The sequence below is a fragment of the Stenotrophomonas sp. Pemsol genome (assembly GCF_003586545.1).
Lineage (GTDB): Bacteria > Pseudomonadota > Gammaproteobacteria > Xanthomonadales > Xanthomonadaceae > Stenotrophomonas > Stenotrophomonas sepilia.
In genome coordinates, this window is sequence record NZ_CP025780.1 from 1816824 (window position 1) to 1831224 (window position 14401).

Annotated in this window: 14 protein-coding genes; 7 read left to right on the plus strand and 7 right to left on the minus strand. The window is 66.7% G+C overall.

Annotated features, from left to right (window positions below; genetic code table 11):
- Positions 1-82 precede the first annotated feature (82 nt).
- The 3 genes from PEM_RS08495 (at position 83) to PEM_RS08505 (ending at position 1564) form a co-directional block, all read left to right on the plus strand.
- Complete coding sequence (locus PEM_RS08495) at positions 83-271, plus strand: hypothetical protein (RefSeq protein WP_053496592.1); 189 nt, start codon at positions 83-85, stop codon at positions 269-271.
- Positions 272-370: 99 nt separating this feature from the next.
- The gene (locus PEM_RS08500) at positions 371-1009 is read left to right on the plus strand and encodes a DUF6766 family protein (RefSeq protein ID WP_111128452.1); all 639 of its coding nucleotides are present in this window, start codon (positions 371-373) and stop codon (positions 1007-1009) included.
- A 3-nt stretch (positions 1010-1012) separates the two neighbouring features.
- Positions 1013-1564 (plus strand): cysteine hydrolase, encoded by a 552-nt coding sequence (locus PEM_RS08505; RefSeq protein WP_005416582.1) that lies wholly within the window; start codon positions 1013-1015, stop codon positions 1562-1564.
- Between the two features lie 15 nt (positions 1565-1579).
- Here PEM_RS08505 and PEM_RS08510 read toward each other — a convergent pair whose 3' ends face one another.
- From PEM_RS08510 to PEM_RS08525, 4 genes are all read right to left on the minus strand, one after another.
- Entirely contained in the window at positions 1580-1813 is a 234-nt protein-coding gene (locus PEM_RS08510; RefSeq protein WP_111128450.1) for a hypothetical protein, read from the minus strand.
- Positions 1814-1954: 141 nt separating this feature from the next.
- On the minus strand, positions 1955-2401 hold the full coding sequence (locus PEM_RS08515) for a Rap1a/Tai family immunity protein (RefSeq protein WP_240431602.1): 447 nt from the start codon (positions 2399-2401) through the stop codon (positions 1955-1957).
- A 45-nt stretch (positions 2402-2446) separates the two neighbouring features.
- The gene (locus PEM_RS08520) at positions 2447-3133 is read right to left on the minus strand and encodes a hypothetical protein (protein WP_111128448.1); all 687 of its coding nucleotides are present in this window, start codon (positions 3131-3133) and stop codon (positions 2447-2449) included.
- A gap of 54 nt (positions 3134-3187) precedes the next feature.
- Positions 3188-4171, minus strand: a complete 984-nt coding sequence (locus tag PEM_RS08525) for a LacI family DNA-binding transcriptional regulator (protein WP_005416586.1) — start codon at positions 4169-4171, stop codon at positions 3188-3190.
- A gap of 157 nt (positions 4172-4328) precedes the next feature.
- On the opposite strand from PEM_RS08525, the gene ptsP reads away from it, so the two are divergent.
- From ptsP to PEM_RS08545, 4 genes are all read left to right on the plus strand, one after another.
- A complete protein-coding gene (gene ptsP / locus PEM_RS08530) occupies positions 4329-6842 on the plus strand; it encodes a phosphoenolpyruvate--protein phosphotransferase (protein WP_111128447.1) in 2514 nt (837 codons plus the stop codon).
- The gene (locus tag PEM_RS08535; protein WP_119706092.1) at positions 6839-7795 is read left to right on the plus strand and encodes a 1-phosphofructokinase family hexose kinase; all 957 of its coding nucleotides are present in this window, start codon (positions 6839-6841) and stop codon (positions 7793-7795) included. The genes ptsP and PEM_RS08535 overlap by 4 nt, the downstream gene beginning before the upstream one ends.
- Before the next feature lie 86 nt (positions 7796-7881).
- A complete protein-coding gene (locus PEM_RS08540; protein ID WP_119706093.1) occupies positions 7882-9588 on the plus strand; it encodes a fructose-specific PTS transporter subunit EIIC in 1707 nt (568 codons plus the stop codon).
- Positions 9589-9602: 14 nt separating this feature from the next.
- Entirely contained in the window at positions 9603-10856 is a 1254-nt protein-coding gene (locus PEM_RS08545) for a carbohydrate porin (RefSeq protein WP_111174907.1), read from the plus strand.
- Positions 10857-10969: 113 nt separating this feature from the next.
- On the opposite strand, the gene PEM_RS08550 is transcribed toward PEM_RS08545, so the two are convergent.
- From PEM_RS08550 to PEM_RS08560, 3 genes are read right to left on the minus strand one after another with little or no spacing between them, the layout of a single operon-like run.
- On the minus strand, positions 10970-11815 hold the full coding sequence (locus tag PEM_RS08550; RefSeq protein ID WP_111128070.1) for an aldose epimerase: 846 nt from the start codon (positions 11813-11815) through the stop codon (positions 10970-10972).
- On the minus strand, positions 11805-12842 hold the full coding sequence (locus PEM_RS08555; RefSeq protein ID WP_111128071.1) for a glycoside hydrolase family 43 protein: 1038 nt from the start codon (positions 12840-12842) through the stop codon (positions 11805-11807). The genes PEM_RS08550 and PEM_RS08555 overlap by 11 nt, the downstream gene beginning before the upstream one ends.
- Before the next feature lie 16 nt (positions 12843-12858).
- Positions 12859-14343, minus strand: coding sequence for an MFS transporter (locus PEM_RS08560; protein WP_111128073.1), 1485 nt, complete (start codon positions 14341-14343; stop codon positions 12859-12861).
- Between the last annotated feature and the right edge of the window lie 58 nt (positions 14344-14401).

A 14401-nucleotide genomic window follows, 5' to 3' on the forward strand; every position in this document is an offset into this window, starting at 1 on the left:
GTGTGCACAGCGTTCATTCCGCGGCGTCGTAGCGTTAACCCCGACCGGGTCACGCTGCGAACACCCGCCACAGGAGCCCAGCATGAACGACAAGCTGCCTTTCAATCCAACAACAGACGTGGACGATCAATCGAAGGCGCACACCCCGGACAAGCGGCGCAATGATCGAGCGAAGTGGAAGGCGCACGACATGCCGGACGACGGCGATGGCCCCAAGGCCGTACCCGAGGACTACGAACGTCCCGACCCCGATCCGACGGGCAAGCGTTGAGGCCGCCTCACATCCTGGATGCGCCGGATTCACGCGTCATGGTGCGCTACCGGCTCAAGCTGCATGCACGGTTTCCGGTCAGCCTGAATGAGGTGTTGCATGTGGAAACGCAACGGTCTCTCGCTGGTGCTGCTTGCACTCACTGTCGTCTTCATTGTCGGGCAGGCAGTTGCGGGACATCACGTGCACAACCAGACGTTGACGCAGCACGGACGCGCGCCGGTCGACCTGTGGCACTACCTGGCGACCGGGCATTTCGTGAGCGCTACATTCGAGAACTGGGAGAGCGAGTTCCTGCAGATGGGGATGTACGTTCTTCTGACCGTCAGCCTGCGCCAGCGTGGATCAGCCGAATCCCGGCCGCTGGACCCCGCGCAGGAGCAGAACCGCGTGGAGCCGGGACCTGCGCCGTGGCCGGTTCGTCGCGGCGGCGCATGGAAGGTGCTCTACGCTCACTCGCTTGCGATCGCCTTCGGGCTGTTGTTCCTGCTCAGTTTTACATTGCATGCATTGGGTAGCTGGCGCGCCGAGCAGGTCGAGCAACAGTTGCAGGGATTGCCGGTGCCGGGTTTCCTGGAGCATCTGGCCGGCAGCACGTTCTGGTTCGAATCGATGCAGAACTGGCAGAGTGAGTTTCTTGCGGTGCTGTCCCTGGTTGTACTTACGATCTTCCTGCGGCAGAAGGACTCACCGCAATCCAAGCCGGTCGAAGCTCCGCACGCGCAGACAGGGGATTGAACCATGGGAAATGCTCCGTCAACCGCCTTGCTGATCATCGATATGTTCAGTCGCTTCGACTTCCCAGGCGCGCAGGCGCTGGCGCCAGCAGCGGAGCGGGCGGCAGCACAGATCCGACGCTTGAGAGACCACTTTGATGGCCACGGATGGCCGGTCATCTACGCCAATGACAATTTCTCGGACTGGAAGCGTGACTTCCGCCAACAGGTAGCACAGTGCCAGCGGGATGGAGGACCGGCCGGGCGGATTGCCGACCTCCTCTCTCCCCTGCCCGGTCACTACTTCGTGCTCAAGCCCAAGCATTCGGCGTTCCTGGCCAGCCCGTTGCCGATTCTGCTGGCCAAGCTTGGCGTGCGCAGCCTTTGGCTCAGCGGGATGACGGCCGATTCATGTGTCCTGGCTACCGCGCTGGACGCCAACGCCAGGGAATTCGACGTAGTGGTGGCACGGGAGGCCGTGGCGGGGACGCCGGCCCGGAAACAGCGTGCGATGGCGCTGCTCGCGGATTCGGGTGCAGCCCGGGTCGCACGGCTCGCCTCGCTAGTCCCGGCATGACCGGCCGGAGCGGGCTCAGGCCCGGTCTGTGATTCCCTTTACACCGGCGTGACCGGCGCAATGTGCGCAGCAGAAGATCTGACCGTTTCCTTCAACGCCATGCCCGATGATCGCGCAGTCGCAATGTGCGCAGCGCGGTGCGAACGCATGGATGGCGCACTCGAACGAATCGAAGGTGCCGCTGCGTCCACCCTGCTGGAGGGTGAAGCTCTTGTCGTAGTCATTGCCGCAGACATCACAGGTAGCCATGGGGCACCTCATGCGGAGAAAGGAGCATGCAGTGTCGCGGGTGTCGGCGGTCGTGAATGCATCGTGTCGCCAGCGTGCAGAACACCGATGTGTTCATTACGCAGGCTGCAGCCCGCGTTGCCAACGCCCAGCCCACGCGTCTCAGCGTGCCTTGCCGGGCTCGGCACTGCCACCAGGCGATGTGCCGCGACCACAGGGAAACGCCGCGCGCAGCCCTTCGACAACCAGGGGAGACGCATCCTGTTGCAATCGCACGCGGGGCAGCTGCCGGAGATGGGAAGACACCTGATCGACCAGTTCATGCGGAAGGATCCGGCCCTGCCCACACCACTGACCGCGGCTGGCATCGGCGACACCCAGGATATAGCTGCTGGCCCGGGCGCTGGACAGCCCCCGGCAGTGTTCGCCATCGCAGAACCCGTCAGCGCCTTTGCCCTGCAGCAGCGTGATGAGCTCCGCACCACTGACAAACCAGGTGCGTTCCGGTTGCGTTGTGCCTGCCACGGCGGGTCCCACCAGGGCGCCGAGGCACAGTGTCAGGAGCCAACGCATGCGGCGGTGCGCGAGGCGGGCGTGATGTCCTTTCATATCGGGGTCCTGGCTGTCGTTTTTCTGGATTCCACGCGGTGCCGGTCAGAGTTGATCAAGCTGATTGCGTGGTTCAAACGCCGGGTCGTCCTCAGCTTCCAGCATGGCATCCACCAAGGCGTCGAAGGGCGCGGCAGCGGTATCCAGGTCCGTGGAAGAAAGGAATCCGGATTCCCCCTGGCCGGCCAGGGCAATCGCGGCAACGGTCTCGCGCTCACCTTCCTCTGCCCAGAGATAGTCGTGGACCAGTGCCACCCCGTGGTCGCCCGCCTTCAGGAAATCGGCCGCGCCCCGTGCCACAGCCAGAAACGCGATGAGATCGTAGAGGCTTTCCGAATACGTCAGCGATCCCGCAACAAAGTGCGTACCAGTGCGGTCATAGGCGGCAACCTGGATATTCTCGGCCTGCGCGGATGCAAGGAAGGCCTTCAATGCGGCGCGATTGTCGGGGTAGCGGGCCAGCAGGGCCTGGCAGGCTATGAGCAGTTCATCCAACGCCTCGTCGCTTGAAGACGCCAGGCATTCACCGTTGCCCAAGCGCCACGGCCCGGCGATGCATCGCCAGTCGGACCATCGGGATGGCGAAGGCAGGGGCGCCGCCAGCCATCTGGAGAGATCTTCGTGGCGCAACTGCAGGCGCAACAGCGCTGAATAAGGCTCTGACAAGGCGATGACCCATCCGGTCTGCGTGTCCAGATGGCTTTTAGCAGACAACGCGCGCCCCGCCAACACCCCAGTGCCAGCCTCATGGACTGCGACTGCTACTGCCGCAGACGCGGCGCCGGACTATCGCGCAGCCGTTGACCCTCTCACCACGCATCTTCCCGTCATCACCAGTCTGCGTACCGGCAGCTCCGGCATGCGTAGGCGCTCCAGCAACAACGACATCGCAGCTCGCCCCATCTCTTCAACCGGCTGCTCGACCACGGTAATACCCGGTTCGACCAGCTCGGTCCATCGCTCGTTGTCGAAGCCTGCCAGCGCCAGCTCTCCTGGAATCGCAAGCCCAGCGCTGCGGGCCGCTTTCAATGCGCCCATGAGCAGCAGGCTGTTGCTGGCGACCAGCGCATCGGGACGCGACGGACTGGTCAACCACTGCTCGACCGTTGCGATGGCGGCCTCGGCCGTGGGCTCTACCTCGCGGTAGTCCGGTTCCAGCCCGTGCCTGCGCATTGCAGCGATATAGCCGTCGCGGCGTTCGGCCGCGGTGGTACTGGTGCTGCCGAACAGGCCACCGATGCGGCAATAGCCGCGCTCGGCCAGGTGTTCGACCAGGCCCGCCATCGCCGCTGCGTTGTCGAGGACCACGCTGTCGATCGAGCCACCGGGTGCGGCACGATCGACCAGTACCGTCGGGTAATCCAGCGTGAGCCGGTCCAGCCGCCCCACCGTGGTCCGGGTGGGCGCAAAAATCAGCCCACTGATGCGTTCCTCATGCATCAACTGCAGATACAGCGCCTCGCGCTCGGGGTCCTCATCGGTGTTGCAGAGGGTGACGCGAAGGCCTTCCCGGTACGCGACTTCCTCCACGGCGCGGATCAGCGCGGTAAAGAACGGGTTGCGGATATCGGCCACGATCAGGCCGATGATGCCGGTATGCCGGGCGCGCAGGCGTCTTGCCTGCAGGTTGGGGTGATATCCGGTCTGGCGGATCGCCGCCTCCACCCGGCCGCGCACCGCCTCGCTGACCGGGCCGCCGCCGAGCACCCGCGACACCGTGGACTTGGATACCCCCGCCACGCGTGCGACGTCATTGATGCTGATGCTCACTGGTATCGTTCCCGGAATCGAGCGCTTTTCTGGGCCGGACGGCCGTCCAGGACCATGTTAACGCCAAAGGACTATTGGATTTTTGTGCACTGCACATTGAAATGGCGAGTGGGAACGTTCCCAATACATCTCAGCCACCCCTTCCGCGGAGCCCCCTTTGTCGCCCCAGACCTCCCCTTCCCCGGCCAGCCGAGAACTGATCCGCCTGGACGCGCGGGCGCAGGACAAGACCGATGCCATTGCCCAGGTCGCCCAGATGCTGGTCGCGTCCGGCTGCGTGGCGCCGGGTTACGAAGCCAGCATGGGGCGGCGCGAAACGCTGGCGAACACCTTCCTTGGACACGGCGTAGCAATCCCGCACGGGCTTGGCGAGGACCGCCATCTGGTGCTCCGCGATGGCATCGCCGTGCTGCAGTTGCCGCAAGGCGTGGAATGGAACCCGGGACAGATCACCCGTCTGGTGGTCGGCATCGCTGCCCAGTCGGATACCCACATCACGGTGCTGCGCCGCTTGACCCGGCTGATCCAGGACGAGTCCACGCTGCAGCGGCTGTTCACCACCACCGAGGCGGGCGAGATCGTGAACGCGCTGGCCGGCGATGTTGCGATTGCCGCCACCCACGCGCCAGCGGTGGATCTGGCCGAGCGCTTCGAATGGACCATCGCCTACCCCAACGGACTGCACGCCCGTCCTGCCACGCGCTGGGCCGAGACGGCGCGCGGCTTCGCAGCCCGCGCGCAGGTCCGCGTGGGCGATCAGGCGGCCGATGCCAAGAGTCTGGTAGCGCTGCTTCAGCTCGGGTTGCGTGAGGGCGATGCCGTGCGTGTTTCTGCCGAGGGCGCCGATGCCCCCGCGCTGCTGGCTGCGCTGCGCAAGGTCATGGATGGATTGGTCGCACAGGAAAGGGCTGATGCCGAGCGTGCAGCCCAGCGCAAGGCAGCAGCCCCTGTCGCCGGGTGGAAACCGCCCGAAGCGCAGGCGACGATCATTGGCATCGGCGCCAGCCCCGGATTGGCGATCGGCCCGGTGCATGTGCTGGCCAGCACGCAGGCGGAAGTCACCGACCGTCCTGCCCCGCTTGGCGAGGGCGGCGCACGCCTGCAGGATGCACTCGGCCGCACCCGCCAGCAGCTGGCCGCTCTGCAGGACGACACCCAGCGCCGCCTTGGCGCTTCGGATGCGGCGATCTTCAAGGCGCAGGCCGCGCTGCTCGACGACACCGACCTGATCACCCGCACCTGCCAGCTGATGGTCGAAGGCCATGGTGTGGCGTGGTCATGGCACCAGGCCATCGAGCAGATCGCCTCCGGGCTGGCGGCGCTGGGCAATCCGGTGCTGGCCGGGCGCGCGGCGGACCTGCGTGATGTCGGCCGACGCGTGCTGGCGCAGCTTGACCCTTCTGCTGAAGGTGGTGGCCTGGCGGATCTGCCGTCGCAACCGTGCATCCTGATCGCCACAGATCTGTCGCCTTCGGATACCGCCAATCTCGACACCGGTCGCGTGCTCGGCCTGGCCACCGCGCAGGGCGGGCCGACCTCGCACACCGCCATCCTCTCGCGCACGCTGGGCCTGCCGGCGCTGGTGGCCGGCGGCGCCGGGCTGTTGGCGATCCAGCCAGGCCGCGAAGCGATCCTGGACGGCAGCAGCGGACGGCTCTACCTGTCCCCCTCCGAAGCCGATCTCGCCTCGGCACGCGAATGGATCGCCGAACAGCAGCAGATCCGCGAGCGCGAAGCCGCGCAACGCGCGCAACCCGCCCAGACCCCCGACGGCCACCGCATCGACATCGGCGCCAACGTCAACCTGCCCGACCAGGTGCCACTGGCACTGGAACAGGGTGCGGAAGGCGTCGGCCTGATGCGCACCGAGTTCCTGTTCCTCGAACGTGGCAGTACGCCCAGCGAGGAGGAGCAGTACACCACCTATCTGGCGATGGCCAAGGCACTCAACGGCCGCCCGCTGATCGTGCGCGCGCTCGACATCGGCGGCGACAAGCAGGTGGCGCACCTGGAACTGCCACGCGAGGAGAACCCGTTCCTCGGCGTGCGCGGCGCGCGCCTGCTGCTGCGCCGCCCTGACCTGCTGGAGCCGCAACTGCGTGCGCTGTATCGCGCCGCCAAGGACGGTGCACGCCTGTCCATCATGTTCCCGATGATCACGTCGGTGACCGAGCTGGTCGCACTGCGCGCCATCTGTGAGCGCCTGCGTGCCGAGCTGGAGGCGCCGGTGGTGCCGATCGGCATCATGATCGAAGTGCCGGCTGCCGCCGCTCAGAGCGACGTACTGGCGCGCCATGCCGACTTCTTCTCGATCGGCACCAATGATCTGACCCAGTACGTGCTGGCGATCGACCGCCAGAACCCGGAACTCGCCGCCGAGGCCGACAGCCTGCATCCGGCGGTGCTGCGCGCGGTCCGCGCCACGGTTGAAGGCGCACGGCTGCATGGGCGCTGGGTCGGCGTCTGTGGCGGCCTGGCCGGCGATCCCTTCGGCGCCATGTTGCTGGCTGGCCTGGGCGTGGACGAACTGTCGATGACTCCGAACGACATCCCGGCGGTGAAGGCGCGCCTGCGTGGCACCGCGATGACCGAACTGCAAGCGCTGGCGAGCACCGCACTGGGGTGCGAAACCGCCGAGCAGGTGCGCGGCCTCGATGGAGCGCGCGCATGACTGCCCGCGCCGTCACCGTGACCCTGAACCCGGCCATCGACCAGACCGTGCGCCTGGCCCGCCTGCAGCCAGGCCGGGTGCATCGCGCCGGCAGCTCCCGCGACGACGCAGGCGGCAAGGGCATCAACGTGGCGGCCTGCCTGGCCGACTGGGGCGTGCCGATCACCGCGCTGGGTGTGCTGGGCGACGGCAACGACGGCGTGTTCCGAACGCTGTTCCGTGAGCGGGGCATCATTGACGGCTGCCTGCGCGTTCCGGGCCATACCCGCACCAACATCAAGCTGGTCGAAGAGGCCAACGGCGAAACGACGGACATCAACCTGCCAGGCCTGGCCGTGGACGCTGCCGGCCTGGACGCGGTGTCGCGCCAGCTCGGCGCCCTGCTCGCGCCCGGCCTGCCGGTTGTGCTGTCCGGCAGCCTGCCGCACGGACTGCCGGCCGATGCATGGGCGCGGTTGCAGGCGCAGGCCGGAACGGCCGGTGCGCGCGTGCTGCTGGACACCAGCGGCGATGCGCTTGCAGCTGCGCTGGACGGCGCGCGGGGCGCGCTGCCCTACGCCATCAAGCCCAACCGCCACGAACTGGAGGCCTGGACCGGCACGTCGCTGCCGGATCGCAGCGCACTGCGCGCTGCAGGCCAGGCCTTGGTCGAACGCGGTGTCGCACTCGTTGCCATCTCCATGGGGACCGACGGCGCGCTGTTCATTGATCGCGCCGGCGCCCTGGTCGCGCGACCGCCGCGTCTGGCCCAGGGCAGCACGGTGGGCGCCGGTGATGCCATGGTCGCCGGCATCGCCGCCGCGCTGTTGGAGCGCTCCCTCGACCTCGCCGCCTGTGCACGACTGGCCACGGCGTTCTCGATGAGCCGGCTGGATAGCGGAGACGCGCGGCGGCTCGATCCGGCGCATGTGCGCGCCGGGGCCGGCGATGTACTGATCGAGTGGTTGGATTGAAACACCTGCCGGAGGAGCAGCGGTTGGCTTCGGGCCACCCGCGATGCCTCCGGCAAGGACGAACCCGAAGCATTCCAGGAGTTCCCATGCACGCTTCCACCGTAGTCATCGCCGCTGGCGAACGCAGCATCGAGGCGGTACTTGCCGCCGAGGCTCTGCGTCGCGCGGCCCGCCAGCGCGGGCTTGAGCTGATGATCGAAATCCGCAGCGACCAGGGCGTGACCGGCGCGCTGCCCGCCTCGGACGCCACCTCCGCGACCCAACTGCTGCTGGTGGGCGATGGCGAGGCAGACATCGCACGCTTCGGCAATGCCCGGATCGTGCATGCCAGCCTGGGCGAGGTATTGGACGATCCGGTCGCCGCGCTTGCACCGCTCGCAGCCGCGCCGGCCAGTGTCCCCGCCACCGGGGCTGGCAAGCGCATCGTTGCCGTCACCTCCTGCCCCACCGGCATCGCTCACACCTTCATGGCGGCAGAAGGCCTGCAACAGGCTGCCAAAGCGCTGGGCCATGCGATCCGGGTGGAAACACAGGGCTCGGTCGGCGCGCAGGATGCGTTGAGCGATGCGGAAATCGCCGCTGCCGATGTGGTGCTGATCGCCGCCGACCGCGAAGTCGATCTGGCGCGTTTCGCTGGCAAGCGCCTGTTCAAGAGTGGTACCAAGCCGGCGATCAATGACGGCCAGAACCTGATCCGCAAGGCGCTGGCCGAGGCCGGCGTGCACGCGGGGACAGCGGCTTCGGGCCGTACCGCAGAAAAGAACAAGAGCACCGGCCCTTACAAGCACCTGATGACCGGGGTGTCGTTCATGCTGCCTTTCGTGACAGCCGGCGGCCTGTTGATCGCCCTGGCGTTCGCGCTCGGCGGCATCTATGCCTTCGACGATGCCCACAAGGGAACGCTGGCCTGGTCGCTGTTCCAGATCGGCGCCAAGTCCGGTTTCATGCTGATGGTGCCGGCGCTTGCCGGCTACATCGCCTACTCCATCGCCGACCGCCCCGGCATCGCGCCCGGCATGATCGGCGGGCTGGTTGCGGTCAACATGGACGCAGGTTTCATCGGCGGCATCCTGGCGGGCTTCATCGCCGGCTATGGCGTGCACTGGATCAACCGTGCGCTGCGCCTGCCGCGCAGCCTGGAAGGCCTCATGCCGGTGCTGATCCTGCCGGTGCTGGGCACGCTGCTGGTCGGCCTGCTGATGATGTACGTGATCGGCACGCCGGTGGCCGCACTGCTGGCCTGGCTGACCGACTGGCTGCGCGGCATGGAGGGCAGCAGCGCGATCCTGCTCGGTTTGCTGCTGGGCGGCATGATGGCCGTTGACATGGGTGGACCGGTCAACAAGGCGTCCTACGCCTTCTCCACCGCCCTGATTTCCAGCCAGGTCTACACGCCGATGGCGGCGACCATGATCGGCGGCATGACGCCACCGCTGGGCATCGCGCTGGCGACGTGGTTGTTCAGCAACCGCTTCACTGCCGAGGAGCGCGGCACTGCCGGTGCCGCCGGCGTGCTCGGCCTGAGCTTCGTGACCGAGGGGGCTATTCCCTACGCGGCACGCGATCCGCTGCGCACCATTCCTGCGCTGATCCTCGGCTCGGCCGTGGCCGGTGCGATCTCGATGGCCGCAGGCGTCGAGTTGAAGGTGCCGCACGGCGGTGTGTTCGTGCTGCCGATCCCGAACGCGGTCACCCATCTTGGTGTCTACCTGCTGGCGCTGTTGGCCGGCGTGGCGGTCACCGCGATTGCACTGCGCATCCTCAAGAAGCCGGTCACGGCCCCCACCCTGTAAAAGGAACCCCGCCCATGACCTGCCCTTCCTGCCGCCTGGTGCCGGTAGCGATCCTGCTGACCCTGCCCTCACTGACCGTAGCTGCCAACGCGAGTGATGTCCTCACTCCCAAACTGGCTTACACCGGCGAGGCGGCCGCCACGCTCGATGGTGGCAAGCGCAGCGGCACCGCTTACGCCGGCCAGCTGATGTTCGGCGCCGATGTTGACCTCGACGCTGCGTTCGGCTGGCGGGGGGCCACGATCAAGGCCTATGGCATCAATCGCCACGGCACCAACCTCGCCAACAGCAGCACCGGCAACAGCACCTCGGTGCAGGAAATCTACGGCGGCCAGGGGACCCGCCTGGCCAACCTGACCCTGGAACAGAAGCTGTTCAACGACCGGCTGGTGCTGGAGGCCGGTCGCAGCGTCGCCAACATCCACCACCTCGGGTCGGAGCTGTGCCAGTACTTCCAGGGCAACTCGGCGTGCGGCAACCCGACCTACGTTTTCCGCACCAGCAACTTCACCTGGTGGCCGGTGTCGAGCTGGATGGCCGACGCCACGGCCTGGGTGACGCCCGATGTCTATGTCCGCATCGGTGCCTACCAGGTCGATCCCAGCCAGGCCGAGGATGGCCAGCATGGCCTGAAGTGGAATACGAACCAGGCCACCGGGTGGATCGTGCCCTACACGATCGGCTGGCGCAGCCCGGCTTCGGCACGACTGAAAGCCCGCTACGAACTCGGTGGCTGGCAGGACAACTCGACCTATCGCGATCCGCTGCGCGATGCCAACGGCATTCCCGCGCTGCTCAGTGGCCAGGAGTACGCGGCACGCCACGGTCGCTCCGGTGCGTTCGCGCGCTTCGAGCAGCAGCTTACCGGCGATGGCAATGGCCGCGGCCTGACCCTTTTCGGCGCCGCGCTCAAGGGTACCTCCGGGCAGCTGATCGAGGATCACTTCCTGCAGGCCGGGCTTGTGCAGAAAGGCACGTTCGCCCGCCGGCCGCAGGACAGCATCGGCTTCGTCGTCACCCGGCAGAAGTACAGCGGCATCGCGCTGGAGAACCTCCGCCTGGCCCGCGCTGCCGCCGGCGGCAGCGGCACCCCGCACGGAAGCCAGGTGATGATGGAGCTGAGCTATGGCATCCAGCTCACCCCGCAGCTCAGGATTGCACCGAACCTGCACTACATCGTGCATCCGGACCCGTTCAACGAACCTGCGCGGCAGCGGGACCTGCCGAATGCACTGATCGCGGGCATGCGGGTTGACTGGAACCTGTAGCAGATCGCGCGTGTCGGTCAGGCGCAGCCCGTGTCAGGCACCAGGGTCCACACCCGGTCCAGGCGGCGTACCGATACTCCGGAACCAGGGCGATTGCGGGCCCTGGCCGGGCTTCAGCTGCTGTCTGCCACCCACGCCAGTTCGAACGTCAACGCGAGGCGCTGGCCAGGCTCCAGCCGGTGCGGCGCCAGCGTGAAGCCGTCCGGCGGGCCACTCTGCGGTTCGACACAGGTGGCGTGCGGCGCAGCGTCGTAGACCACCCAGTGGTCGCGGTCCGACCTCAGCCGCAGGCGTTGGCCTTCGCGTACCAGCGTGACGTCACCGTCGGCAACGAAGCAGTCATCCCAAGGGCCGGTGGTGGGCTCCACGTGGGGCAGCGTGGCAATACCTTCCCTGTCCCGCGGATACATCGCGCGAGGATTGAACAGCAACCGGTCCGGCTTCCTGAACCAGGGGTGCCAGCCCAGCACCGCCGGCATCGCCTGTCCGCCCGCCTGGACCGAGAGGCGCAGCTGCAGGGTGTGAGGGTGCAGGCTCACTTCCTGGAGGGCGACGCCACCGAAGGGCCAGTAGCTGTCGCGCGGCAGCTGCAGCGACAACTCGGCTGCGGCCGCATCCAGCCGGTCGATCTGCCAGGGTCGCGAGAAGCCAACCCCATGGATGGCATGCCCGCCGAAATTGAGCGGCAGCGCATGCGGCGTGCCGTCGAAGCAGAACTGTCCCTGGCGGATGCGCCCGGCCCACGGCACCATCGGGTAGCAGCCCCACGCGATCGCCGCCGTGCCCGCCTGCTGCGCATCCACCAGCCAATCCACGCCCCGGTAACGCAGGTGCGCGATGCGCCCGCCCGCCGCTGCGGCGAGCGCAACCTCCAGTTCGCCGCATCTGAGCCAGTGCAGCTGACCGGCCGGCAGCGGGGCCAGCGCATCATCCCTCGGCAACATGCGCTCAGGCCCCATAGGGATTGATCGTGCGGATGCTTCCGTCCGGCTCCATGTGCAGCGGCGTGCACTTCGCCGAGCGCAGGTGGGTAATGCCGCCGGACATCAGCGCATCGTGATAGAACAGGTACCACTGTCCCTGGAACTGGCAGATGGAGTGGTGGGTGGTCCAACCGACCACGGGGGTGAGGATCACGCCAGCATAGGTGAACGGTCCATACGGGCTGTCGCCGATGGCGTAGCACAGCTGGTGGGTGTTGCCAGTGGAGTACGACAGGTAGTAGCGACCCTGGTACCTGTGCAGCCACGGGCCTTCGAAGAAGCGGCGCGCATGGTCGTCCGCACGCAGCGGCTGGCCATGCTCATCCAGGATCTGCACTTCGCGGGTGGGCTCGGCCAGTTCGGTCATTCCGGCATCCAGGCGGCCCACGCGCGGCCCCAGGGCCGGCGCGCTGCCCTCGGGTTCCTCGTGGGCCTCGCTGTACTGGTTGTCACGATACTTCTGCAGCTGCCCGCCCCAGATGCCGCCGAAGTACAGGTAGTGGCTGCCATCGTCGTCCTCGAACACGGCCGGGTCGATCGAGTACGCGCCCTTGATCGGCTCCGGCTGGGGCACGAATGGGCCCTCCGGTCGCGCACCGATTGCCACGCCGATGCGGAACCGGCCCTCGGCGTCCTTGGCCGGGAAGTAGAGGTAGTAGCGGCCATCGCGGCAGGCAGCGTCGGGGGCCCACATCTGTTTCCGCGCCCAGGGAACGTCGCGCACGTGCAACGCCATGCCGCAATCGACGGCAGTGCCGTTGGGCGTATCCATCTTCAGCACATGGTAATCCTGCATGCCGAAATGGCCGCCTTCATCGTCGAAGGGCTGGCCACCGTCGATGTCGTGCGACGGATAGATGTACAGGCGTCCCTCGAACACGTGTGCCGAAGGGTCGGCCGTGTAGATGTGGGTCACCAGCGGTTGCGAAATGGCGTGTGCGCTGAGCTGCGCAAGACGGGCTTCGCTGGCCTGGCCGTCTTCACCGGCAGAGAGGTCGATCATGGTTGTCATCTTGGCGTTACGCGGAGGCGTCGGCGGAACGGCGACGCAGGTGGAGATCCTGCTCGATGCGGGTTTCCGCGCGCTTGTCGATCCGGTAGAAGAACAGCAGCGCGACGGCGAGCAGGAACGGAAGGGAGCAGTAGACGCTTACGGTCAAGCGGATGCCCTGCACCACGGCCTCAGGCTGCTGCACCAGGCCTGCCTGGTAGCCGTAGTGGGCAAGGATCGCGGCGACCAGTGCGCCGCCGACACTGAGGCCGATCTTCAGCCCACACAGCATCGCCGAGAAGATGATCGCCGTTGCCCTTCGATGGTTCTTCCACTCCGAGTAGTCCGCGACGTCGGCGATCATCGCCCACAGCAACGGGATGGTGATGCCATAGCAGAAGCCATGCAGCATGAAGGCTGCGAACGCCACCGCCACCGCCGTGGGTGGGAACAGGTAGAAGGCCAGCAGGAACAGGGTCGAAACAAACAAGGCGCCCCCGAAGACATCGCGCTTGCCGAAGCGATCCGCCAGCCGCCGTGATGCACCAATACCCAGGATCATGCAGAGGATGCCGCACGCGTTGAACAGGCTGAACGCCGAGGTGGCCGCGTCCTTCGGCCAGGTGAACGCCGCGAAACCGGCGCTGGCGAGGGCGCCATTCAATGCACTGATCAGGCCATTGAAGCCTGAGTTTTCCAGGAAGCTGGCCAGCGCCGCTTCGCTCATGTAGTACTGGAAGTAATAGATGTAGGTGCCGCCTTTCAACGCCAGGTTGATGAACACCAGCACGGTCAGCGCCAGCATCACCTGCCACGGGCTGTTGTGCAGCAGGTCCGACAGGTCCTGCACTATGCCGCCGGTCTGCTCGCGCGTCGGCACGATGCGTTCGCGGGTGGTGGCGAAGGTGATCAGGAAGAACACTGTTCCGATCAGTGCGAAGGCGGTCATGACCTGTTCGAAGCCGCGCACCCGGTCGCCGTCACCCAGAATCAGCACCAGCGGCATCAGCAGCACCTGGATGATGAACTGCGCGATCATCACGGCCACGAAGCGGTAAGCCGAAAGGCTGTTGCGCTGCGCCATGCTGCCGGTCAGCACGCCGCTCAGCGCCGAGTACGGCAGGTTGTTCGCGGCGTAAACGCAGACCAGCAGCGCGTAGGTGCCCAGTGCATAGATCACCTTTCCGCGCTCGCCCAGGTCCGGGGTGCTGAACGCCAGCAGGGACAGTACGCCAAAGGGGATGGCCGTCCACAGGATCCACGGGCGGAAGCGGCCCCAGCGGGTGGACGTTCGGTCGGCCGCGATGCCGATCAACGGCGTGAACACGAACGCACCCAGCAGGCCGACCACAAAGATGATCGTGGCCGCGGTCGCAGCTGGCAGGCGGTAGACGTCGGTGTAGAAGAATGCCAGGTAGGTGATCAGGGTCTGGAAGATCAGGTTGGCAGCGAGATCGCCCAGGCTGTAGCCGAGCTTCTCGCGTACCGACAGCGCGTGTTCAGTGCTTGCCATGCAGCGGACGTCCTGGAAAAGGGATCTGGTCGAAGGGGAATCGATGCCGACGAGGGCG